The following is a 22226-nucleotide window of genomic DNA, read 5'->3' on the forward strand; positions in this document are numbered from 1 at the left end:
TGGTTACATAATAATTAGGACTAATTATAATATCAATATCCCTCGTCCATCATAAACACTCTCTCTATTTTCATTCCGAATCGCCCGATCCAAAGCCATAATCAATGCCACAGCACCATCAATCCGCTCTGTACTTTTCTCTTTATCCGGCTTGATGTTCCCCGCAGGGTCAGTTTTGACAAAGATATTATCCATCATCCATCTTAAAACCGGATTTCCACCATGAACAAGCCTTTTCTCAAGGGTTATCTTCATCAGCTCTTTGGATGCAGGTGACATATCTTTATACCCTTGTCCAAAAGGAACGACTGTGAAGCCCATTCCTTCAAGGTTCTGCACCATTTGCACAGCCCCCCATCTATCAAAAGCAATTTCTTTAATGTTGTACTTCATTCCTAATTCTTCAATGAAAGCTTCAATGAATCCGTAATGAACGACATTCCCTTCTGTCGTTTTTATATAACCTTGCTGTTCCCATATATCATAAGGAACATGATCTCTCCTTACCCTAACTTTCAAGTTTTCATCTGGTATCCAGAAGTAAGGAAGAACAATGAATTTCTCATCATCTGTTCTTGGTGGGAAAACCAGCACAAAAGCGGTGATATCTGTAGTACTTGAAAGGTCCAGCCCGCCAAAACATTCTCTTCCTCGGAGACTATCAAGATCGACTGGATCATCACAAGCATCCCATTTCTCCATTTGCATCCAACGAGTTGATTGCTTCACCCATTGATTGAGTCTTAGTTGCCTGAAGATGTTTTCTTCCGCTGGATTTTCTTTCGCACTAATAAACGCATTTCTTACTTTTTCTATGTCAATGGTGTGGTCAAGAGATGGGTTTGCTTTATACCAGTTCTTTTCGCTCATCCAATCATCTGCATCATTTATTCCGTAAATCACAGGGTAGAATGTTGGATCAATTTTTCTTCCTTCCAATAAATCCACAGCCTTTTGATGTACTTCATAACAGATGGAGTTTCGATCCGTTCCTGCAGTCGTAATTAAGAAAAAGAGCGGCTGACGTCTAGCATCACCAGATCCTTTCGTCATGACATCAAATAACTCCCGGTTTGGTTGGGCGTGCAATTCATCAAAAATAACTGAATGAACATTAAGCCCATGTTTCGTATAGGCTTCAGCTGATAGTACTTGATAGAAACTGTTTGTTGGCTTATAGACCAACCGCTTCATTGACATGACAGGCTTAATTCTTTTCTTAAGGGCTGGTGACTGTTCGACCATCTCAACCGCAACATCAAATACAATCGAAGCCTGTTGTCTATCAGAAGCACATCCATAAACTTCAGCTCCCCATTCACTATCACCACAAGTCATTAACAATGCAACAGCTGCGGCTAGCTCACTCTTCCCGTTCTTCTTTGGGATTTCAATATAGGCAGTGTTGTATTGTCGATAGCCATTTTCCTTTACTGTGCCGAATATGTCCCGGATGATCTGGTCCTGCCAGGGTAAAAGATCGAAAGGAACACCACGCCACTGGCCTTTCGTATGTTTTAAGCAGTTGATAAAATTGACGGCATGCTGGGCCTTTTGCTCATCATACACCCTTACCACCACCTTGAAAGAGCATAAACTCCATTGGATCATTCGCATCACTTGGTTTATCCGCTGAAATTCTACTTCTCGAAGAAGGGGTTAATCCAAACTGTTCACAGAAACGGTTCATGATTTTCAAATAACTCTGAGCAATGGATACCTGTGGCACCTGCTGCCAGTATCCCGATGGAGTTTTCACAATTGTTCCATGTTTGGTGATGAACTCTTCAGCTTCTTTCCACCTTGCATAGGCCTGGCAATATCCAGCAAATGCAGCCATATCCACTTCAGTTAGGATGCCTAACTGCTCTAGCTGCTTGACCATCCTTCGCCACTCTTTCTTGGCTTCCGGCTCTAGCCAAGACGGGCATCTTGGTGCTTTCTTTTCAGGTTTCGGTTCATTCTGATTTAGCTCTCTCTTCCCAGGATTGCCTTCTAAAGCCTTTATAGCTGTAGGTTTTGGTTTCCTTCCACGTTGGGCCACAGGCGCCACCTCCTTTCAAATTTGGCATAAGAAAAGAGCCTATCTCCTGACAGACTCAATTTAAATCATTTATTTGGTTTCCCTAGTTCTTCCATATCTCCATTTTGTATTCGCTGTTAAAGACCATCCAGCGTACTTCGCCATCTTCAAGTTTCAAGACTAACATTCCCGGTAAAAAATACATTTCGTTTTCTTGATATCCCGATGCTTCTAAATCTCGTTTCTGCTGGAGTAGCAGCTCCATCCCTCTTACCGCATCAACATTCCCCTGTAACATTTGAACCATTTCTTTGGTCATTCAAACAACCTCCCTGTGTTTTGGTATGTCTATACATCACTCTAAACACAGGGTTTATCAAGTTAATTATCGCCGTTAATGCCTTTATAATTGTAATTGCCTTTCTTAATTTCTTCATGGTCGGCTTTGACTGCCCTGTCATAATCGGCCCGTTTTGTTTCTTTATCCTTGCATGCTAAGCAAATGCAATCCGTATTGAACATGGACATGATCCGCCCGCCTTTTAAGTTGCCGCCACAGCGGTCACAGTGCGCTTGTGTGAAGAATTTATCCATTCGCCCCACTCACCTTCCTAAAGGCTCCGCTTCCTTCAAGGTTTTCCAACAGCACCTTCCTCGTGGTTTTGTACTCAGGGCCATTCATTCCAAGTCGAATCAACCAAGTTCTGAAAGCATATTTCGGATTGTCATCCTGAGCCCGTTTGAAAGTGGCTCGCTTTTGCTTTTTGGCATTTTGGTTGATGAACGCGGCAAGGTCTTGAAAGGCTGCAATTTTCTCTGAATTCAAATTTCCAGCTGCTAGTTTGATAGTAAATGTTTTATTTTCAAAATCAAAAGCTATGCCAGGGATTCTTTGAAAGCCAAGTTCATCAAGTGCCTTCTTAAACTCCTCAATGGTACCCGTTTCCTTTTCACTCAAATCCTCTGGAAAGGTTTCATCCATCAGCGGCTCAGTTGTTTCAAAGGCCATCATGATCAAGTGCTGTTTGCTATAAAGCATGTTTACTAGATTTCTTAATGTGTATCCGGTGTGACCCTCAAGCGGGAGCGTTACTTCAATCCCATCCAAATCAAGAACCGCCGGCTGTTCCTCACCTGTTTCTTCTTCAGGCTCTGGCGGATTAGTTATCTCTTCAAAAGTTTTCACTTCTCCGTCTGAGTTTGTAATCGTGCCCTGCCTGTCAATAGTGTAGGTTTCATCCTCGGTTACAATTTCGTAGGCAAAGGTCGGGACGTTGAGGTACTTGGGTTTTACTCCTAAAAATCCCCCTAGTTTTTTGACCATTTCTTTTCGATCCATTTTCACTACCTCCTGTGTTTTGGTGTAGTACATATATCACTCTAAACACAGGTAATAGCAAGTCATTCAGCCCACTTTTCACTTATTTCCAATAAAAAAACAGACCCCTTTGGTCTGCCCTAATTATTTTCACTCGCTATGATAGATATAGTCTTCAGTGTTTAACCCATCTTTAAACAGTATGTTTGTTGGTAATCTTTATAATGCAAATCTGGTTAAATTATGTTTTAGGAACAAATTCCTCAAAAAAGACTTCAGATAACCGAGTTTTATCTATCTTAAGTAACCTCGTAAAAATTTTCACTGTTAGATACAATTACGGATAAATGGCATTAAATATGATCTAAATTTCGTACTTCATGTTCACCTGCATCTAAATCTATCAGGCTCACAATTTTTATTTACAACCTAACCAGCAGCAATAATACACTCCTTTCCTATTCGAACTCCAGGTAAAATCGTTGCTCTAGTACCGATCCAACACCCATCTTCTACGATTATAGGTTTTCTAATTAATTTACCAGCCCTTGAATATTTACCAATATCATGTGTAGTAGTACAGAACATTAATTGTGGTGCTATTGCACATTTATCTCCGATAATCACCTAAAATACCACCCCCTAAATACGATAAATGTGGTATTATATTTTAGTGCGTAGGAGGTAAAGGTATGGAAAATTTATTGACTCTCAATAAAAGAAATGCAAAATCTATTCATTATAACGGAATACTAATAGGATTATTCCTAAGTGCTGACATGATTATCAAACTTGTACTTACTCTAGTATATGTTGAAAATTTTTTAGTCTTTTTTTATCTATCTATCTTTTTAGTAGGTGTAATCGTCAATGGCTTTAGACTAAATAATAAATATCTCTTGATTTATATAGCTATTGCAGCACTTTTTGGAATTTCTCTAATTACAGTTAACGATAATTATTATACATTTCAATACTTTTTGTTTTTCACAGCTTTTTACCTTGCTAGTGGTATTTTGCAATTTCAAGTTAGCGTGAATAACATATTCAAAACTATCAGTATAGTGAATGTTGCTTTTGTACTCTATTTGTACTTTGTAATTTTTGATTCGTTTTCTCGAGGTACGTTGGATATAGACTTTACATTGAATTTATCTTATACGTCTTTGATTGGAATTTCGGCTTTTTTCTTATCATTTAGTCTAAAAAATTATAAACAATCTAAATTATTTTTCATAATCTGCAGTATTAGTGTACTGACTGAACTATTTTTTATGTTGTTTATTAGTAGCAACAGAGGTTCTTTAATTGGTTTAACTGCCCTATTTTCTCTAATTTTATTAAAGAAAATATCTCAACCTGCAATTAGAATCTTTGTTATGTTTTTTTTCGCAACCATTGGGATTTATATATATAATAATCTAATCGATATCGTTAGAAGCTTATATAACATAACAATTAAATATGATCTACCTTCAAACTTTTTACACAAATCATTATGGAAACTAGAATTTCAAGACTTTAGCTCAGGACGATTCGATTTATATAATGATGCACTTCTAGCTTTCTCTAAATCTCCTTTTCTCGGTACTGGTATAGGAGACTTTTCCTCTAAACATGCAGGTCAGTATCCTCATAACTTGTTTTTGGATGTTTTAACTGAACTTGGTTTTTGGGCTTTTGTAATTGTTTTGATTTTTAGTATCTATGGATTTTATATTATATTGAAAGTTAGAAACAGCGACTATGCAACTCTAGCCTTCATGCTATTCGTTTTAGCTTTCCCCAAATTAATGTTTTCATCCACTTTGTGGATGTCGCCATTTTTCTGGGCATTTCTAGTGTTAATCTTAGTCAACCCACGTTTAAAGGATATTAATTCAACAAAAAAGACAGATGAGTAGTTAATCATCAGTCTTTTTTGTTGAATTTAACATAATTGTATAAGCCTCTATACACTATATCGCATAAACTCGTTTACTTGCTGTTAATGTACCATCGTCAGATACTACCAAACTAAATGTTGAACCATCAGGAGACAGGAAAGTTACATCAGATTCACCTAGACTAAAGTAACGAGCATTAAACCCGGAGTTATAATTATGTCGAAATGTTCTAGCTGGGTACTCATCATTTTCGACACGTCTAGTGAAATTATAAGCAACAGCAAAGTGTTCTGTACCAAGATAGAGCAACTAAATCAGTATGAAATTTATTCCCTTTTGACAATTTAATTCTTTGTAAATACGTTTTAATGACATACGGTACACTTCCAGCAGTATATTGGTCTGCTAAATAAAATACATCGTTATCCTCAAACCGTAAATTTCTCATATGTTCAATTTGAATGTAAGTATTATTAAATTTACTATTTTTAATCAATATATTAGATTGATTATCAGTACCTTTAACGGCAATATGTTGACCGCCTTCGAATTTGCAATTATTAATTTTGTAAATATTATTGTTCGTGTCATAGTCAAGCAATACCCTGTCATTAGGCGTATTGAATGATCAAAAGAAAGGTTTTGACTTTGTATAATAACACCTATTGTTGAGTTTTGATTTGACTTAAATTCCGAATTAATAAATGAAACGTTGTTGAATTTGTTTCCCATAAAGCTAATCGAACGAACATTTTCTAGCAATTTACAATTAATAAATGTTAAATCGCCAGAAATAGACTCTATAAAGTCTTCACCTAAATCCTTTTCGAAATCAATTCCACATTTAGGTAGATGATTTCCATACGAACTTTCTGAATTACCTGTATGGCTAAACTGACAATTTATAAAAGTCCCATCCTTAATGTATCTGAAATACAGTTTATAGCCACTATATTTTTATTGAATATCTTTTGTTAGCATTAAGAACATTAGAAGCACCCGCCCAAAACATAAAACCGTCAGTGGCGAAATGATGGACATATAAATCAATAGAGTTACGTTTTCGCAACCTGAAAACTGAAAACCATGATTCGCACCTTCATCTTCAACAACATTTGTATCCAGATTAACTTGTCCTTCTAACTCAAGACCTGTGATTTTAACGTTTTTACAGTTTATAAAAGCCATTGGTACAACTGTAACTGTATATTTGTATTTAACTCCATATTGTTCGTAATTTAAAACATAATGGATGTCACCTTTGCAAATAATTTTTGCTCCTTGTGCTTGTATATCTATATAAGCCAAATTAATAAAAGCTAAATTACTTATATCTTATTTGTTAACTCCGCCCTTTATTCGGTATTGACCGATGTAATAAGTGAGTGGACGAATAGAAATTTTTGCACAACCTAAACGATTCACTTAATCAACCATGGCTTTAAATGCAAAATAATCGTCAGTAACACCATCGCCAATAGCACCAAAATCTTTTACAATTATCGTTACAATATCGATTATTTTCTTCTCAGTTTGGGCCAACTGTGCAGTACTAGTATTTAAATGTACATTTTTCTTGATTTAAATGAAAACATTAATATTAGGCTATTCTTTAATTACTTTCTATTGCTGTATATCTTGGATAACTATAGCCTTCGCTGTTTACTAAAACTGTTTCACCAGATTCTTTATTAATGACTCTAATGCATCGAGCCTCTCTATTCGTATTCACTCCACCATCTTCTCGTGTGATCCAAGGCTGGTCCTTAAAGAAGTCGTTCGCAAAGTTATGAAAATCCTTATCTTCTAACTCCACTTCTTTTGTTACGATGTATGTTTGACCCCGCTGTCCTTGCTTAATGGCATCTTCAGTAATTTCCTTCAGCTCAGCTAGATTACTAACTTTCCTTCCAAATAATGCTTTCATTTTATCGTCACTCCACCTCAACGTATTCCATGATGATTTGGAGGGCCTCACTATAGGAGCTTGATGCCATCCCCCGCTCACTAACTTCTTTTGTTTGTTCCTCTTTTCCATTTTCTTTTAGAGCCCTGCTGACTCGTCCAAGAATAGAAAAGATATTGCCGTCTGCGCCGATAAGTTTGACTGATGGCTTTTGATTTCTTTCCATCACTCTGCCTCCAATCTCTTCAAGGTAGTAGCATATTGCCATACACCTTGAGGTATAGCAACTTTGTTCGTCTATAATATTTCATCAAATACAGGTTTAGGAACATCTGAATACGATAGCTTTTGTCCGTCCCTTTCCAAGAACACATTCGCATCCGTCCCCGCATGTTCGATATACCTTTTTACGATTGCATCTGCATATTTTTCATCTAGTTCAATCGTATAGCAAATTCGGTTAGTCTGTTCACAAGCCATGAGAGTGGACCCGCTTCCACCAAAGGGATCTAACACGATGCAATTGCTCATGCTGCTATTCTGAATAGGGTAGGCGCATAGACTAACTGGTTTCATGGTTGGGTGAATTGTATTTTTAGAAGGTCTATCAAAATTCCAAATGGTGCTCTGCTTTCGATCTGCATACCAATTGTGCTTGCCATCTTTTCTCCATCCAAATAAAATCGGTTCATGTTTCCATTGGTAAGGACTCCGACCGAGTACAAGACTTTGCTTGGCCCAGATGCAAACACCAGATAAGTAAAAGCCTGCATCCTTAAAAGCCTTTCTGAAGTTATAACCTTCTGTATCTGCATGGAAAACATAGATAGAAGCATCCTTTTCCATATTGGCAGCCATGTTGGAATAAGCTTTAAGTAAGAAGTTATAAAACTCCTCATCCTTCATATTGTCGTTTTGGATTGTTCCTGCTTGAGCAGAGTAATTTACGTTATAAGGCGGGTCCGTCACAACTAGATTTGCCTTTTGTCCATTCATCAGAATTTGATAAACCGCTGAATCCGTACTGTCGCCACAACTCAACCGGTGCCTTCCAAGTGACCAAACATCACCTTTTTGAGTGATAGCTGGTTCAGCTAATTCCTTCTCGACATCAAAATCGTCTTCCTTAATATCTTTATCATGTACCTCATTAAAAAGCTGATCGATTTCTGGTGGGTCAAAACCGGTAAATGAAACGTCGAAGTCCAAGGACTGCAAATCCTGAATAAGGTCAGCTAATAGTTCTTTGTTCCATTCACCGCTGATTTTATTTAAGGCAATGTTAAGAGCTTTTTCTTTTGTCTTATCAATATCAATAACGACACAGTCTATTTCCGTAAAACCTAATGTCTTTAAAACTGTAATTCTTTGATGCCCACCAATTACCGTCATATCTTGATTGACAATAACAGGTTCTACATAACCAAATTGCTCAATACTATTTTTTATCTTTTCAAATTCACTGTCACCCGGTTTCAATTTCTTCCTAGGATTATAGCTCGCAGGAATTAAATCATCAATCGGCAGTTTTTTAAACTCCATCTTCTTCACTCCAAAATCTTGATTTCATATAGCAATCATGGCTACAGAACTTCCGCTTCTTGTTCCCGTAGCAACTGAACGTTTTTCCGCATTGTCGACATGTATAGTTATAAATGGCTGTTTCACTTTTCTTCCTTGCCTGAGGATTTTCATTCCACCATATTCGGCGACATTCATCAGAACAAAACTTCCGAATCCTCCCTCGTCCCTTTTGTTTAAGGGGTTTACCACAGAAGGAGCAGAGTACATGGTTCTTCATTTGCTCTTTCACATTTAATGCAACAACTTTCGCATCCCCATCTAGACCATTTTGTTTACAAAAGATACGAACAGTATCACGAGATTTTCCCAATACTGCAGCGATCGCTTTATATCCAACTCCTTTAAGCCGTAAGTTATAGATTTGTTGCCTCTCGGCTTCGGTCATCACACTCTACTCCTTTCTGCGTAAACAGTATTTAAAAGGGCAATAAAAAAACGCATTAATCAGCTGTTAAACAGGCTAAAATATACGTTTCATTCATCTTTTTTGATTTTTAACTAAAACTGTTAAAATTCAGTCCTGTCAAGGGCTGATCATTTCCTCAATCAAACCTTTTCACAAAATCTGATAGTGCCTAAACCCTTATCACTATTGAAGCGAGGCTTATATTCAAGCCATCAATAGTAACCCCCCTTGTTTAATTCCGCGAAAATTCATGTGAAGGGGGCACGCGGTCGCCATATAAAAGGTTGTAGAGATTCTACACCCCCTAGGGCTCGTCAAAAAGAATAAATAGGATACTGATCTTCTGTTCTTGTCTTTCGATCATGACATCTCTTACACAAAGGTTGCCAATTGCTTTCATCCCAGAACAGCCTCTGGTCTCCTCGGTGTGGTTTGATGTGGTCTACCACCGTTGCTTGAGTCAGCTTTCCTTTCTGCTCACAGTGTTTACAAAGAGGATGAGCGTTTAAGAATCGTTTGCTCGCTTTCCTCCATCGTTTATCATAACCACGCTCGCTTGCGTTCGCTCTATCATCTACATGAAGCTTGGCATGAAACTCACAGTACTTGTCGTCCGTTAACAAAGGACAACCGTTGTGTTTACATGGCTTCTTTGGTTTCATTGGCATTGCTCTCAACTCCGTTTAATCCTATTAAAAAAGCCCCGAAGGTTTGTCCTCAAAGGGCTGAATCATTCTATTTCTACAGCTTATACTCTATCACATGGTGAGGGTGGCTTATAATGGCTTTTCATGGCGTGTTTTTAATTCCAAACAAAAACCCTTAAAGGAACTTGATCCTCCAAGGGTGTTGTGAATAATCTTCTTTTTCATATGCATTCCACCGGGCTACTTTCTAATCGTTCCGTTGCTTCTTTCAAAGCTTTACGATGCAAGCGATAAACCCATCGTACATCATACCCCATGATGGCAGCGACTTCTTCCCATGTACTACCACTAAGATACCGAAGCTCAAAAAGTAATCGGTAGGAAGGATTCTGTATTTCGGAAACGAAGGTAGCCAACTCACGTTTTAAATCAATCAATTGATCAATGTCGTCATTGATTTCCTCCTCGAGGCTCATTAACTTAACGAGAGCACTTTCCATCGGTGATTGCTGTTTCGTACTTTGGACTTTGTCATCCTGAAGGACGGATGTTGTTTTCAAAGCAAGGTCTCGTAACATCGAAACTTGTACAAGTTTACTGTTTATTCTTTGATTAAGCTGAAGAGCCTGGGATAAATATTCTTTTGCGTTCACCGGCAATTCCTCCCGTCTTTACAATCCATGTGGCAAACCCTCTTTGTATTGGTTCATTCTCGCCTTGACTGCTTCAATCAGTGCAGCTTGGCTCACATCTTTATCTTCCAATGCTTTCATCACTCGTTCATCAATCGTGTCTTTTGCAATGATGTGATGAACCACGACTGTTTGTTTCTGGCCTTGTCGCCAAAGTCTAGCATTGGCTTGTTGATAGAGTTCGAGGCTCCAAGTTAGCCCAAACCAAATGATAATATTTCCACCTGTTTGAAGGTTCAGCCCATGACCAGCTGATGCTGGGTGGGCTAAAAGAACCTGAACCTTTCCACGGTTCCAATCCTTGATGTCTTTGTCTGATTGGAGGAGACTTGGCTTAAGTTTCTTTAAATGTTTTAAAAGCCTATCCTTATCATGTTGGTAGCAATAAAACACAAGTACTGGTTTACCACTTGCCACTTCCACCAATTCATCCAATGCTTTTAACTTTTCGTCATGAATATGCTTCACATTTCCATCTTCATCGTAAACAGCACCGTTAGCCACCTGTAATAATTTATTGGCTAGGACTGCTGCGGATCCAGCTAAGACATCGGCTTCTTCAATCGATAAAATCAATTCTTTTTCTAAACGATCATATTGCTCTTTCACCTTTTTTGGTAATTCCACTGGAATCACATTGTCGATTCTTTCAGGTAATTCGAGGTAATCTTTGGCCTTCATACTCACGCAGATATCGGAGAGCTTTTCATAAATGGCATCTTCCGCTCCATCTTTTAACTTCCATGTGTAGACAATCATTTGATTTCGCTTATCCGGAAGAAAGTATCTTTCTCTATAACCAGTGACTGTTTTACCTAATCGCTCTCCACCGTCGAGTAAATAAATTTGTGGCCACAAATCAATTAAACCGTTTGGTGCTGGTGTTCCTGTTAATCCAACCAATCGTTTAATAAAGGGCCTCACCTTTTTTAAGGATTTAAATCGCTGAGCCTTTGATGATTTAAAGCTGGATAACTCATCGATTACCACCATGTCAAAAGGCCAATCGGAATCAAACCAATCCACGAGCCAAATGACATTTTCTCTATTGATGATATAGACATCTGCTTTTTTATATAAAGCGGATACTCTTTGCTTTTCACTGCCGAGCACTTTGGAAATTCGAAGTTCCTTTAAATGGTCCCACTTTTCTACTTCTTCCTCCCAAGTCGTGCTTGCTACTCGTAGCGGTGCAATAACCAACACCTTCGCCACATCAAAATAGTCATACATCAGTTCTAAAATAGCCGTTAAAGCGGATACTGACTTTCCCATTCCCATTTCAAGAAAAAGAGCTGACTTCTTTTTATCAATAATCCACTGGGTGGCATAAGCCTGGTAATGATATGGTTTATATCTCATGGGGCCAACTCCTCTAGCATTCGATCGACCGCTTCATAGCTATCAATCTTAAAAACTTTAAAGCCTAAGGCTTCTAACTGCTTTTTCCTTTTCCGTTGCAAGGATCGTAGCTTTTTAGCTGGTGCCTTTAATTCCACAAAAGCAACCTTTGATCCATTAAAGAGCACCAGCCTGTCTGGCACACCTGCAAAACCGGGTGATACAAGCTTTAATGCCAGCCCGCCATGTTCGTTCACTTTCTTTTTTAGCCTTTGTTCCACACTCGCTTCCTTCATTTATCAGTCACCCCAAATTTATTGTTTACAAACAAATCCAGTATTGATAAGGGTTTGAGCCATCTTGTAAACTTGTAAACGTAAAAATGGTTAAGCTATACATATAAGGCTATTAGAGGGTATTGCATATATATAGTATTCTCTATACTCCCTATTTCTTCTTATATAGATATATATGTTTATCATGTTTACAAGGTATATAGAGTAAGAGGGACAAGAGGTTTGATGTAAACAATTAAAAAATTTTATAGTTTACATGTTTTACAAACCATCCCTTCTAAATCCTCTTTGTGTTCCGTAATCATTGTCGAATCGAATGGAACTCACCCTTTTCCAACCCGGTGTATGTTGGATAATCATATTGATTTCTTTGGCATCGTACCTGGTCATTATCGATACATCCTTTTGAAAAAGCTCCTCCCACACCATCTGTGCACATACTTTGTTTAATTTGATGGTTTGAACTGAGTTGTCATTTGGTTGACCCATATGCAAATAAGTTCTTCTTGTACCAATATCGAGTTCATACCAGTTCATTGGCACTTCGGTTTCCAGATAAGTTCTGATACTTTCTGCAATTGGATTTTCTTGTGTATGAGCAACTTGAAGTTCACGTGCTTTTTCTTCAATGTCTTTGCTTAAAGCCAAGGATTCTCCCTTTTCATACAGCACCTTCGCCTCCGCCCAAATTTGATCGACTTCCTCTTCCGTTAAATCATCCCACATGTTTTTACTGCCTCCACCATTAACCATTATCGGTAAGAAGCGCCGATTCCCTGTTGGATCGTTTAAGAAGTCGTAATCATTGGTGGTTCCAAAAAACACGCACTGTCGCTTAAATGTTTCATTGTGCCTGCCATAAGCTACTCGAAAGGTATCCTCGGATTTAGAAATAAAATGCTTTACTGCCTCTACATCCACTTTCTTCGTCGCAGTCAGTTCTGCCATTTCCAAAATCCACGCCCCCTGAAGCTGCTCGTAGGCTTCCTTTCCCTTTACGGTAATAAGGGAATCCGAGTGCCATTCCTTGCCTATTAGCTTAATAATGTAACTTTTCCCGACACCTTGAGGGCCAACAAGAACCACGCAGTAATCAAACTTTGCACCAGGATGGTAGATTCTTGTCACAGCTGCAATTAATATTTTTCTGGTAAATGTTCGAACACAGTCATTATCTTCCGCTCCGAGGTAGTCAACTAGCAAAGTTTCAATCCGCTCCTGGCCATCCCAAACTAGACTATTTAAATAATCTTTAATCGGATGAAAAGCGTATTTCACAGCCACTTCACTCCAAGCATCCGCAATAACACCCGCTCCCTTGATACCGTATATAGAGTAAAGATAATTTCGCAAACTAGCGTCATCGCTATCTGACCAATATTCGCCACGTTCAACGCCACGCCAAGGCAAATCATCTTTGATAACAACCCGGTGGACAAAATCATTCATGGCAACCTTGCCTCTAAGAGCAGGATCATTCTCCAAAACTAGGATGACGTTCGGTGCACTGGAGACGATGTTCCCTTTTTGATCTCTAGTCAGTTCTGTTAACCATTCCATATCTTCATCTTCAAAATCATCAGCAGCAAGGCTTAACTGTTCTTTACCAAGTGTCAGCTTCACTTGTTTATCTTTTAAGGCTTCTTCCACCATCGCTTTATACGAAGGCAATCGATTGATTGACGTTCCTTCTTTCACCGTTTCATCAAGCTCGCCAAATAAGTGCATTCGAACTAAATCAAAAGCATTGCATAACCGTCCACCAATCGGGTCGGTTGAGTGATGAGAATAAGCAAAGTCACCATCTTCATAAATTACCAAGCCACCCGCTGTAGAACCAGCTGAATACGTAAATCGGTTTGGATCCTCACAAGGAACGTATACATCATTTAAGTACTTCTCAATTACATCCACAACCGTGTATGTCCGGCAAAAAGCACCAACGACTCCTTCTTTAGCTTTCGGATCTCCCTGCTTATCAGCGAGCTTCTTTCTTTCGTGAATGGTTCTAGAGCTTTCCGGCCAATAAGAAGAATCTTTCCAATCCGGATATCTTGCCAACACAGCATCTGGATCAATCCATGGCTCGTCCAACACTTTAAAAACAAACTCCCCGTCTGATGATGTCGATGGCCAATACATGAGCCGATGCACTTGGTAGGTCGTATCATCAAAAAAGTCAATTCCTAGGTCAGCTGCAATCCTTCTTGCAATTGGTACATACTCATCAGCAGTAACTGGCCGTGATAAAGGAATGACCAGCCTTAACCTTGGACTCTTCGAGTGATGTTTATGAGTAGAGTACATAGCGCAGCCATAGCCAAACATGGTCTCGATTGATGCCCATAGGTCCCCTTTTACGAAATCGGCATCAAGGGACACGATTTGTCGCCAAACCACACTGTCATGCTTCCTTCTTCCGCCCTTTAATGTTCCACCAACAAATCCACCGACATCTTTTATTTCGTCTTGCTTTGATTTGGGAAGCTTTTTATATTCCTCGTAGGTTTCATGGGTTCGAACCGTGCTGCTTAACTTCTGAACAACCTCAGACCAAAGCAAATCTCTGTTTTTCCAGTTTAGTTCCTTTCTGTTTCGTCCAGTCGCAATGGTGAGATTACCATCATGTTTTAGTTTGTGATCTTTTCTTTCAGTGGGCTCTTTCACATCTACCAATCCTCCTGCGTATCACCTTATGAAGGCCTTTTCTGGCTCCTTCCAAATCACCGGAAAGAGCCTGTCCTTTAAGTGTTTTAATGGTCTGCTTTGGTAGTACATTTCTATACTTTTTTAATTGGGATACAAATTTTACAGTTTCCATGTCAGCCAATCTCGACACGTCCCTGCTATGCAGATTTAGTAGAACGTTCAATTAACGGCACTAATCCTTTCTTTCTCTTAAGCAACTCATAAAGAAACAACCGCCCCTTTTGAGTCCAATAGGTGTGCATTACATTTCTTTCAGCATCAATGGCATGGGTTTTTGATTGCGTGTAGCCCATCTCCGCATATTTTTGATAAAGCAGCCATGTTTTTCCCATTTTGAATTGAACGTCTAACTCATGAAGAATGGCATTAAGTTTTCTTGCAGATAGACCGTAATCCTTCGCAATAATGCTTATTGGTACCACCGATTTATTCTGAAGAACCAAATCATAATACGAAGCTTTCGGCTGCAACTCTCCGATAATTTGTTTCTGTTGGGTATTAGCAAGTTTTAGCTTTTTTGCTTCTTCTTTAGCTTCCTTATATTCCGTAAAAAGCTTAATACCGAGATCCGGGTTTTTAAGAATATCATCAAGTAATGATTCGGAAGCGTACATTCCGTGTTTTCGGATATCTGGTAGCACTTCATCGAACACCCATCGTTCGAACTGCTCCGCCGCCGGAAGTTGCGATTTCGCAATCAAACGATAGAGATCACCTTCTGGGATGAAATTCTTCTGAATAACCTTTTTTTCGTTCTGCGGATGAGGTAGGTCGTGTTTCGCTACCCACCGGCAATGGCGTTTGATAGCATCTTTCGTATTGGAATAGCCAAGCATCTTTGCACAATCCGTTGCAGGAAAATATACCTTACCATCCCACTCGATTACCTGTAACTGTCCAAAAACTTCATTTGAAACTACTTGTAATCTATTCATTATCAATTTCCTCCTGTTCCATTTAATCTTTTTTGTAATAATCCGTTTCAAAGCTATCTGCTCCTAATGGCAACCCAGGAGCCCATTCAATTGGCTGACCCATCAGATCTTCTACTTCTTCCATAGAACCCGTTCCAATTGGAACATCCAGAACAACTTCATCATGCACATGGAAACTTATATGATAGCCCGCTTCAGCCAACCGAAGCATAGCAACAGCTAAACACTCCCTAGCAATGGCCTGAATAATATTCTCCGTCAACTTCCCACCATAAGTAGGAATTCTACCCCACTGCTTGGACCCTTGTTCCGTTCCCTCATAAGTGAGTTGTTCCTTTCCAAAACGTTCATCTACCCCGATTTTCGGCCTAACATATGCAAGGGAACGACCAGATGGCAGCTTAATGAATAAAATCCCTTTTGCGTAGTGAAAGGTAAGACCATACTGCATTTTCACTACTGCTTTCTCTTTCACAGCTTTGATTGCTGCAGCTTCTATGCTCCACCAAAGCTTCACAATATTCGGATTGGCCTCACGCCATGCAGAAACTAACTGTGGAAGTTCATCTTCGGTGAGCCCCATCTCAATTGCACCCATCTGCATCAACGCCCCTTTAGAGCCACCGTAGCCAAGAGACAATTCAGCAATTTTCCCTTTCTGCCTAAGCGGGCTTCCTTTATCGATGGTTTCAATGGGGACTTTGAACATTTGAGCAGCAGAAGCTTCATATATTTTCCCATGGGTTTGGAACACATCCATTCTCCAACGCTCACCCGCTAACCACGCAATTACTCTCGCTTCAATTGCTGAAAAGTCAGCTACAATAAAACGGTGGCCATGTGAAGGAATAAACGCAGTTCGAATTAATTGCGATAATACGTCCGACAAACTATCAAAAAGAATATTTATCGTTTCGTAATCCCCGGATTTCAAAAGACTTCTAGCAATGTGTAAATCGCCCAGACTGTTTCTTGGTAGATTGTGAATTTGCACAAGTCTCCCTGCCCAGCGGCCTGTCCTACTAGCACCATAAAATTGCAGCAATCCCCTAATTTTTTGATCAAGGCAGACGGAACGTTCCATGGCTTCATACTTTTTCACCGATGTTTTGGACATCGCTTGTCTCAGTTCCAGCAGCCGCTTCACTTTCGAATTTGCCACTTCACTCATCAAAGCTTCGACATTTTTCTTGGCAAGACTATCCACTTCTATTCCTTGCTTCATTAACCAACCTTTTAATTGCACTGGACTATTTGGATTCTCTAGTTCTGTTAAAAGGATAGCCTCATCAAATAGCTCATCCTGAAACGATTTATCTGCCTGAATAGCATTTATGACTAGGCTTTTATCGATAAGAACCCCTTCATCATTGATTTTCTGGTCTAACTCCCAAAGCTTCTGTTCAATTTTCGGGATTGGAAATGCATATAGTTTCTTTCGTATTTGTCTTTCAACTTCAACGTCCTGTTTACAGTACAGCTTAAAGGTGTTCCACCTATCAGGTTCATGTTCTGGTAGATTTCGCGTTCTCCCCTCATTCACTTTGGTAGGTTTACACGGAACCGAAAAATAGCGAATTAAGGATTTCCCTTCCTTCAGTTTCTGTTCTTTCAACCTTAGGCATTTGGCCACTCCATCGAGATAACCAGGCAAACCAAGCATTAAAGCATGAACCGATGAACACCGCCATTGGTCAGGTGGCATTGGTTTATTAAAGTGCTTGGCTAAACACGTTCGTTCAAAGTTTGCATTGTAAGCTGTTTTTAACACTTTTGGATCCGTCATCGCTCTTTCAATGTCATCCGGTATCTTCTCACCAGATGTTAAGTCAACAATTTGCACCTCTTCATCATCAACCGCATAGGCGAAAAGAAGAATTTCAAAATCGGCTGATTCACTGTAGGCATAGACCCCGCATTTCACGAGGTCCGCCTTACTGTAAGTTTCAATATCGATTGCTAGTAGTTTCATAGATATCAACCTAAAATATCGTCATCATCGTCACTATCATCTGCAAAATCGGCTTCTGCACTGCTTCGGCCACCAAGTGGATCTCCATCAGTTGTCTTCATAATGTTTTGAAGTCCTGCCGCAATCCCCTTATTTCCATTTACGTTGTAAGCGTAGAAAGTCAAACTTACTCTCCCATAACAGCCTGAGTAAAACTCGCTTTGATCCATGATTGGATTTAAGTCAGCATCCACAATGCCTGGCTTAATCTTGCTATTTGCATTAATAAAGTAGGAATCTGCATAAGCCTCATCATCCTCACGATCTACATCCCCGTCACGTAATGGTGTTTTCAAATTGGATGGCACCTTACCACCAAACTTGTCCTTATTTTCTTGAGTCGCTTTTTGAATCGCATCTTTTACCTTCTTAATTGTTGCCTTATGTGATTTTGGAATAATGATACTCACTGAATACTTCAGATCGCTTCCATTGACACTCACTGCTTGATGCACATTCGCATAGCTGAATCGTACCGGTTCTTCTTTTGTTCCAATCGTAATTTTTACCATGTTTTAGTTCCTCCTCATTATTGAAAATCTGCTTCTGGTGAAGCTTTTAATTCTGGTCGCTTGTCCTCTTCAGGGACGAGCTTAATTTTTCCCGGTGCCTTAGTTACTAAAGAGCCAAGCAACTCTTCAAACCCTTTTTTACCAAGTTCTTTTTCAAGGGCGGTGATTGTATTTAGTGATTTTTTGTAAATGACATCATTGTCATATCCCGCAGCAATGAGTGCTTCAACCACAGCATTTTCATCACTATATTTGCGGCTACCTTTGCCCTCAACCAGTTTCATACCAGGCCACTTCTTGTTTTCATTCACTGACATAGATAAGGCGTATTCTTGAACGGTTTTCGCCCAACTGATCAATTCATCAAGAGATGTTAGAACTTCGACCACTTCTTCATCTGTCAGTAGTAGTGCCTTTTGAAAATCCAAGCATGCTAGTTTCATATTCTCTTCTGCCCTAGCCCTACAGACGGCTTTTGCCTTACACCACCTACAATGCGTTCCAACCACAAATGACCCCTCGCCAGCAAATGCTAGTTCCGCCTTTGGTTTGACTTCACATTCCGCCCATTCCAACAAGTCATCTATCTGTATTTCATCAGTGGAAATGTTATCTAATCTTGGTTGTACAATCGTCATCAATACAGTCTGGATGTCGTACAACATTCCAAACCCATGAATGGCACCTAATGCATACAGCCTCATTTGTGCGTTGTTTTCGGCGGAAACCTTAACTCCCTTACCCCCTTTTAAGTCAACAACCTCCAAAATTCCATCTGAAATAATCACCACGTCTCCCGTTCCAAATCCTTCTGGAACCCAAGGGCTAAAGTCCAAGCGTTCCTCAATAAGGATGAGTGGGTCTTTGTTTCTTGCCCTAGCTTCATTTATTTTTTCGATGACAATATCTATGTAGCTTTGGACAGCTTGTTCAGTTTTACCGTTGTAGAACTCACTTTGTTTCATCTGATTCAGCTTTTTGTTCAACTGAGTTTTTGGCATCTGTTTCAAGAAATAAGCCAAATGAATTTCTGATAGCTCATGCATGAAGGTGCCCTCTCTAGCAAAAACACTCGTTTCTTCTTCGAATTGTTCGCCCAGTCGGATACTTGGTGTACATTTTAAATACATGTCTGCCTTAGAGGCGCTTAATACGGCATGTGTTCTTTCTGAATGATTCATGGAATAGAAGAATCCTCCTTCCCTCTATGATTGGTTGCTTTCTTCTTTATCAAAGCTTGTCCGCTTTATCTAACAGTTCAGGATACTTCTCAGCTGGAATATCACTTAATTTTTTTGCTCCAAATCCCGTAATAAGCTCTTTCACTTGGACCTGCTTTCCGTCTTGGGCTAATGCTGCAAGTTTAGCTCTGACATCTTCAAAAACTGGTAGTTTAGCTTTTGGAGGTTTAGCAGGTTCCTTCTCTTTATTTGGTTGCTTTTTTTCGATTGTTGCTGCAATCTCAGTTTGACTTCCAAATGAAAGCGCCAGGGTTTCAATACTTCCTGCAACATTTCGTAAGTCATTTACGATATCAAGCATTAGCTTGGTTTTACTCATTTTTCTGTTCTCCTTCCTTCATTTCGCTCATACTTAATAACCGGCAAACTGTCGAACATGACATGTCCATCTTCTTTGCAAATGTATTCTGTAACCAGTCTTTCTCTCGAATGAGCTACTCCACGTAAGTTTCCTCGGCTCCATAAATCTCTATACCTTATAAACACACATTTTAAATATTAGTTGTTTTTAGGTTCCACTTGTGGAAAAATAAAAAGCTGTTCCAACGGTTCTTCGGGAAATGCTTTAATTAATCCAGCTATCGTCTTCTTGCCACCCACCCGATTTCCATTAAGGAATCGATTGGCTTCTGTTCTAGAGACCCCCATTCGTCTTGCCAGCTCACCACCAGACCAATCATTCTCTCTTACCAAATCTAGCACTCTATCACGGTTTGGTACCAATTGTTTCACCTCTCTCTCGGCAATAACCTATAAGTTCCATATTTGTATAATAGCACCCTTCGATTGCACATACAACGAAAAGCACAGTATTTTTGAAATTGTTGCGTTTAGGTTACACATGTTATATACTATAGTCAATAAAACTTTACTAAATCAATTAATAACGAAGGAGGCCTCTATGTGATGAAATCCCTAGGTGGATTTATAAAAGAACGACGAGAGGCGAAAAACTGGTCAAAAAGGCGATTGGCAACGGAAGCAGATATCAGTCATACAGAAGTACATCGTATTGAAAATGGAGAGAGAAAGAACCCATCAGTTCCAGTCCTCAATGCATTGGCAACAGCACTTGACGTACCTAATGAAGAGCTTTTAAAAATTGCTGGATATATAACAGAGGAAAACGGCGATATACCTATCATTGAACGGGTATTTCCTACATTAAAAACAGAGAAGCAGCAACAGACCGTCCAAAAAATTGTGGATGGATTAGCGCGGAATTCAGATTTGGAGGAAGAGGACTACGACGACCTAGTCGATCAGATGGAGATGTTTTTAGCCTATGCAAAGAACAAGAAAAATTCCCGGTAAACCTCGTTTTTCGGATGCTACGATGAAAGGGTATCAACTTTTAAATGCATTGGATATCCGTAAATTACCTGTCGATCCTTTTGAAATTATTGAGCAATGCCCCAATTGGTATGTGCAGAGTTGGTCGGAGTTACGAAGAGCAACTGGCCATAAAGATCCCTATAACCTAAAACAAAAAGGGATTGAAGCTAGAACACAGATTCTCAGGGGTAGCAATGAGTATTTAATTGTTTATGATGACACCTATTCCGAGTCACGAATACGTTGGACTATTGCTCATGAAATTGGTCATATTGTTCTTGGTCACTTAAGTGATTTTGAGGAAACCGCATTAAATCGTGGCGGATTGACTAAAAAGCAGTACGGTGTATTAGAAGTTGAAGCACACTGGTTTGCTGAGGCGATATTGGCTCCTAATGCATTGTTACATTTGTTTAGCATTAAGGAAGCACAGGAGATTGCTTTTCTTTGCGACATCTCTAAAAACGCTTCGGAGAAATGTGAAAAGCATTTAAACAAATTCCCTTGGAATAACCAGCCTGAAGAACGTGAATTATTAAGGAATTTTTATCCTTTCTTTTACAGAGATCAACACAAACAAGCAATTAAAGATGGAATCGATAAGTTCTATGGGAGCAGCCTGTATCCGGACTTTTCAAAGATATGCAGAATATGTCGTAACTGCAGTGCATACATTGATGACCCTTCCCAGGCGAACTGTCATATTTGCGGGAAGGAACTCCCGAAAATCGAAACTCCATTTGTGCACCTGCCAAGGCCTGGCATCTTCTATATCTATTCCGACTTTCAAGAAGGCCTATTCTATCCATCGTATGATGTAGATGAGAACAAGCGATTACTGTTTTGTCCGGTGTGTAAGAACCATGAGTTCAGTCCAGACGCAAAGCATTGCAAAATCTGTGGGACACCACTCATTAACCAGTGCCCTTCAGAACAAATCAATCTTAGCGGAGAATTCCGCTACTGTCCTTCTTGTGGCGATCAGACCGTATTTGAAAGTAGAGGGCTCTATGAATACCTAAAAGAAATAGAGATTCCCGATTTACTGGATTACGAGAATGGTAAATATGAAGATTATATCGAGTACGAACATTGGGATTATATCATTGCTTCCGTATATGTTTGGGAACAAAGCCAAGAGGCCTATTCATCCCTTTCCGGTACGAAAGCCATCCGGGATGATGACTCGCTTATCGTTTTTACAGCCGATTCGACACAGAAGCTGGAGATAGAAAAGCATGAGGAGTTACTGAAATCTTGCATAAGAGAATATGGCTTTGCGGAAATCAATCAATTGGAGGTTTTGATACTATTGTTAATGAAGTTCTATATTGTCCAGAACTTGACGTCGCTAATTGTCCTAAAACTGACGGATTTCCTGTCC

General features: G+C 39.5%; 25 protein-coding genes. 3 read left to right on the top strand and 22 right to left on the bottom strand.

Annotated elements, in window-relative coordinates; all coding sequences use genetic code 11:
* Nucleotides 1-24: 24 nt before the first annotated feature.
* From NCCP133_RS19765 to NCCP133_RS19790, 6 genes are all read right to left on the bottom strand, one after another.
* Entirely contained in the window at nt 25-1569 is a 1545-nt protein-coding gene (locus tag NCCP133_RS19765; protein WP_264806959.1) for a terminase large subunit, read from the bottom strand.
* Nucleotides 1562-2044 carry a phage terminase small subunit P27 family gene (locus tag NCCP133_RS19770; protein ID WP_264806960.1) on the bottom strand — a complete coding sequence of 161 codons (483 nt, stop codon included), beginning with the start codon at nt 2042-2044 and terminating at the stop codon, nt 1562-1564. The genes NCCP133_RS19765 and NCCP133_RS19770 overlap by 8 nt, the downstream gene beginning before the upstream one ends.
* An 82-nt stretch (nt 2045-2126) precedes the next feature.
* Complete coding sequence (locus NCCP133_RS19775) at nt 2127-2342, bottom strand: hypothetical protein (protein ID WP_264806961.1); 216 nt, start codon at nt 2340-2342, stop codon at nt 2127-2129.
* Between the two features lie 62 nt (nt 2343-2404).
* Nucleotides 2405-2617 (bottom strand): hypothetical protein, encoded by a 213-nt coding sequence (locus NCCP133_RS19780; RefSeq protein WP_264806962.1) that lies wholly within the window; start codon nt 2615-2617, stop codon nt 2405-2407.
* Nucleotides 2610-3362, bottom strand: a complete 753-nt coding sequence (locus NCCP133_RS19785; RefSeq protein WP_264806963.1) for a hypothetical protein — start codon at nt 3360-3362, stop codon at nt 2610-2612. The genes NCCP133_RS19780 and NCCP133_RS19785 overlap by 8 nt, the downstream gene beginning before the upstream one ends.
* Before the next feature lie 408 nt (nt 3363-3770).
* Nucleotides 3771-3968, bottom strand: coding sequence for an acyltransferase (locus tag NCCP133_RS19790; protein ID WP_264806965.1), 198 nt, complete (start codon nt 3966-3968; stop codon nt 3771-3773).
* Between the two features lie 65 nt (nt 3969-4033).
* Between NCCP133_RS19790 and NCCP133_RS19795 the strand changes: the two genes are divergently transcribed.
* On the top strand, nt 4034-5245 hold the full coding sequence (locus tag NCCP133_RS19795; RefSeq protein ID WP_264806966.1) for an O-antigen ligase family protein: 1212 nt from the start codon (nt 4034-4036) through the stop codon (nt 5243-5245).
* Nucleotides 5246-6184: 939 nt separating this feature from the next.
* Here the strand turns inward: NCCP133_RS19795 and NCCP133_RS19800 are convergent.
* From NCCP133_RS19800 to NCCP133_RS19875, 16 genes are all read right to left on the bottom strand, one after another.
* Nucleotides 6185-6535 (bottom strand): hypothetical protein, encoded by a 351-nt coding sequence (locus NCCP133_RS19800; RefSeq protein WP_264806967.1) that lies wholly within the window; start codon nt 6533-6535, stop codon nt 6185-6187.
* A 304-nt stretch (nt 6536-6839) separates the two neighbouring features.
* The gene (locus NCCP133_RS19805; RefSeq protein ID WP_264806968.1) at nt 6840-7154 is read right to left on the bottom strand and encodes a DUF6329 domain-containing protein; all 315 of its coding nucleotides are present in this window, start codon (nt 7152-7154) and stop codon (nt 6840-6842) included.
* Between the two features lie 7 nt (nt 7155-7161).
* Nucleotides 7162-7359, bottom strand: coding sequence for a hypothetical protein (locus tag NCCP133_RS19810; RefSeq protein WP_264806969.1), 198 nt, complete (start codon nt 7357-7359; stop codon nt 7162-7164).
* A gap of 71 nt (nt 7360-7430) precedes the next feature.
* Complete coding sequence (locus tag NCCP133_RS19815) at nt 7431-8675, bottom strand: site-specific DNA-methyltransferase (protein ID WP_264806970.1); 1245 nt, start codon at nt 8673-8675, stop codon at nt 7431-7433.
* Complete coding sequence (locus NCCP133_RS19820) at nt 8665-9102, bottom strand: helix-turn-helix domain-containing protein (protein ID WP_264806972.1); 438 nt, start codon at nt 9100-9102, stop codon at nt 8665-8667. Before NCCP133_RS19820 ends, NCCP133_RS19815 begins: the two co-directional genes overlap by 11 nt.
* Before the next feature lie 335 nt (nt 9103-9437).
* Entirely contained in the window at nt 9438-9791 is a 354-nt protein-coding gene (locus NCCP133_RS19825) for an HNH endonuclease (RefSeq protein WP_264806973.1), read from the bottom strand.
* A gap of 200 nt (nt 9792-9991) precedes the next feature.
* Complete coding sequence (locus tag NCCP133_RS19830; protein ID WP_264806987.1) at nt 9992-10423, bottom strand: DUF1492 domain-containing protein; 432 nt, start codon at nt 10421-10423, stop codon at nt 9992-9994.
* A gap of 18 nt (nt 10424-10441) precedes the next feature.
* The gene (locus NCCP133_RS19835; RefSeq protein ID WP_264806974.1) at nt 10442-11824 is read right to left on the bottom strand and encodes a DEAD/DEAH box helicase; all 1383 of its coding nucleotides are present in this window, start codon (nt 11822-11824) and stop codon (nt 10442-10444) included.
* Entirely contained in the window at nt 11821-12099 is a 279-nt protein-coding gene (locus tag NCCP133_RS19840) for a VRR-NUC domain-containing protein (RefSeq protein ID WP_264806975.1), read from the bottom strand. Before NCCP133_RS19840 ends, NCCP133_RS19835 begins: the two co-directional genes overlap by 4 nt.
* A 261-nt stretch (nt 12100-12360) precedes the next feature.
* Entirely contained in the window at nt 12361-14766 is a 2406-nt protein-coding gene (locus tag NCCP133_RS19845; protein ID WP_264806976.1) for a virulence-associated E family protein, read from the bottom strand.
* 179 nt (nt 14767-14945) lie between these two features.
* A complete protein-coding gene (locus tag NCCP133_RS19850; RefSeq protein ID WP_264806978.1) occupies nt 14946-15743 on the bottom strand; it encodes a phage antirepressor in 798 nt (265 codons plus the stop codon).
* A 22-nt stretch (nt 15744-15765) separates the two neighbouring features.
* Nucleotides 15766-17715, bottom strand: a complete 1950-nt coding sequence (locus NCCP133_RS19855; protein WP_264806979.1) for a DNA polymerase — start codon at nt 17713-17715, stop codon at nt 15766-15768.
* 5 nt (nt 17716-17720) lie between these two features.
* On the bottom strand, nt 17721-18266 hold the full coding sequence (locus NCCP133_RS19860; RefSeq protein WP_264806980.1) for a DUF2815 family protein: 546 nt from the start codon (nt 18264-18266) through the stop codon (nt 17721-17723).
* A 17-nt stretch (nt 18267-18283) separates the two neighbouring features.
* On the bottom strand, nt 18284-19447 hold the full coding sequence (locus tag NCCP133_RS19865; RefSeq protein WP_264806981.1) for a DUF2800 domain-containing protein: 1164 nt from the start codon (nt 19445-19447) through the stop codon (nt 18284-18286).
* A 49-nt stretch (nt 19448-19496) separates the two neighbouring features.
* Entirely contained in the window at nt 19497-19826 is a 330-nt protein-coding gene (locus NCCP133_RS19870) for an rRNA biogenesis protein rrp5 (protein WP_264806982.1), read from the bottom strand.
* Between the two features lie 179 nt (nt 19827-20005).
* Complete coding sequence (locus NCCP133_RS19875) at nt 20006-20230, bottom strand: hypothetical protein (protein ID WP_264806983.1); 225 nt, start codon at nt 20228-20230, stop codon at nt 20006-20008.
* 183 nt (nt 20231-20413) lie between these two features.
* Between NCCP133_RS19875 and NCCP133_RS19880 the strand changes: the two genes are divergently transcribed.
* Nucleotides 20414-20821, top strand: a complete 408-nt coding sequence (locus NCCP133_RS19880) for a helix-turn-helix domain-containing protein (protein WP_264806988.1) — start codon at nt 20414-20416, stop codon at nt 20819-20821.
* Nucleotides 20793-22226, top strand: a 1434-nt coding sequence (locus tag NCCP133_RS19885) for an ImmA/IrrE family metallo-endopeptidase (protein ID WP_264806984.1), incomplete at its 3' end; no start/stop codon positions are given. The genes NCCP133_RS19880 and NCCP133_RS19885, both read left to right, overlap by 29 nt.

Origin of the sequence: Cytobacillus sp. NCCP-133 (assembly GCF_026011715.1) — a bacterium.
Lineage (GTDB): Bacteria > Bacillota > Bacilli > Bacillales > Cytobacillaceae > Cytobacillus.

What these genes read in the sequence shown, in the direction of transcription:
- NCCP133_RS19775 (WP_264806961.1), bottom strand. Translation starts at nt 2,342, where the DNA reads ATGACCAAAGAAATGGTTCAAATGTTACAGGGGAATGTTGATGCGGTA.
- NCCP133_RS19780 (WP_264806962.1), bottom strand. Translation starts at nt 2,617, where the DNA reads ATGGATAAATTCTTCACACAAGCGCACTGTGACCGCTGTGGCGGCAAC.
- NCCP133_RS19785 (WP_264806963.1), bottom strand. Translation starts at nt 3,362, where the DNA reads ATGGATCGAAAAGAAATGGTCAAAAAACTAGGGGGATTTTTAGGAGTA.
- NCCP133_RS19795 (WP_264806966.1), top strand. Translation starts at nt 4,034, where the DNA reads ATGGAAAATTTATTGACTCTCAATAAAAGAAATGCAAAATCTATTCAT.
- NCCP133_RS19805 (WP_264806968.1), bottom strand. Translation starts at nt 7,154, where the DNA reads ATGAAAGCATTATTTGGAAGGAAAGTTAGTAATCTAGCTGAGCTGAAG.
- NCCP133_RS19810 (WP_264806969.1), bottom strand. Translation starts at nt 7,359, where the DNA reads ATGGAAAGAAATCAAAAGCCATCAGTCAAACTTATCGGCGCAGACGGC.
- NCCP133_RS19815 (WP_264806970.1), bottom strand. Translation starts at nt 8,675, where the DNA reads ATGGAGTTTAAAAAACTGCCGATTGATGATTTAATTCCTGCGAGCTAT.
- NCCP133_RS19820 (WP_264806972.1), bottom strand. Translation starts at nt 9,102, where the DNA reads ATGACCGAAGCCGAGAGGCAACAAATCTATAACTTACGGCTTAAAGGA.
- NCCP133_RS19825 (WP_264806973.1), bottom strand. Translation starts at nt 9,791, where the DNA reads ATGCCAATGAAACCAAAGAAGCCATGTAAACACAACGGTTGTCCTTTG.
- NCCP133_RS19835 (WP_264806974.1), bottom strand. Translation starts at nt 11,824, where the DNA reads ATGAGATATAAACCATATCATTACCAGGCTTATGCCACCCAGTGGATT.
- NCCP133_RS19840 (WP_264806975.1), bottom strand. Translation starts at nt 12,099, where the DNA reads ATGAAGGAAGCGAGTGTGGAACAAAGGCTAAAAAAGAAAGTGAACGAA.
- NCCP133_RS19850 (WP_264806978.1), bottom strand. Translation starts at nt 15,743, where the DNA reads ATGAATAGATTACAAGTAGTTTCAAATGAAGTTTTTGGACAGTTACAG.
- NCCP133_RS19855 (WP_264806979.1), bottom strand. Translation starts at nt 17,715, where the DNA reads ATGAAACTACTAGCAATCGATATTGAAACTTACAGTAAGGCGGACCTC.
- NCCP133_RS19860 (WP_264806980.1), bottom strand. Translation starts at nt 18,266, where the DNA reads ATGGTAAAAATTACGATTGGAACAAAAGAAGAACCGGTACGATTCAGC.
- NCCP133_RS19865 (WP_264806981.1), bottom strand. Translation starts at nt 19,447, where the DNA reads ATGAATCATTCAGAAAGAACACATGCCGTATTAAGCGCCTCTAAGGCA.
- NCCP133_RS19870 (WP_264806982.1), bottom strand. Translation starts at nt 19,826, where the DNA reads ATGAGTAAAACCAAGCTAATGCTTGATATCGTAAATGACTTACGAAAT.
- NCCP133_RS19880 (WP_264806988.1), top strand. Translation starts at nt 20,414, where the DNA reads ATGAAATCCCTAGGTGGATTTATAAAAGAACGACGAGAGGCGAAAAAC.